1 protein-coding gene is annotated in these 461 nt (G+C 65.1%); it reads left to right on the top strand.

Going from position 1 to position 461, the window contains the following annotated elements:
* On the top strand, positions 1–461 hold a 461-nt coding region (locus tag QWI17_RS03185; RefSeq protein WP_302721057.1), incomplete at both ends, for a Fe2+-dependent dioxygenase.

The raw sequence follows: 461 nt of genomic DNA, 5'->3' as shown, positions 1-461 counted from the left end.
ACAACCTGCAACTGCCAGAAGGGCACCCGCTGGCCAAGGAAATCGGCACCGCGCTGATCGACCGCCTGTGGAAGACCCCGCGCTTCCTGTCGGCGGCGTTGCCGCACAAGGTGTTCCCGCCACTGATCAATTGCTACCGCGAGGGCGGCAATTTCGGCTTTCACATCGACAATGCCCTGCGCCAGCCCAAGGGCAGCCCGGAGCGCGTGCGTACCGACCTGTCGTCCACGCTGTTTCTCAGCGACCCGGGCAGCTACGACGGGGGGGAACTGGTCATTCAGGACACCTATGGTGAGCAGCAGGTCAAGCTGGCGGCCGGAGACCTGGTGCTGTACCCCGGCACCAGCCTGCACAAGGTCAACCCGGTCACCCGCGGGCAGCGCTATGCCGCCTTCTTCTGGACCCAGAGCCTGGTGCGTGAGGACAGCCAGCGCGCGCTGCTGTTCGAAATGGACAATGCC

Origin of the sequence: Gilvimarinus gilvus, assembly GCF_030518155.1 — a bacterium.
Lineage (GTDB): Bacteria > Pseudomonadota > Gammaproteobacteria > Pseudomonadales > Cellvibrionaceae > Gilvimarinus > Gilvimarinus gilvus.
The sequence above is the reverse complement of the archived record's forward strand: the minus strand, read 5'-3'. Positions and strand labels throughout refer to the sequence as shown.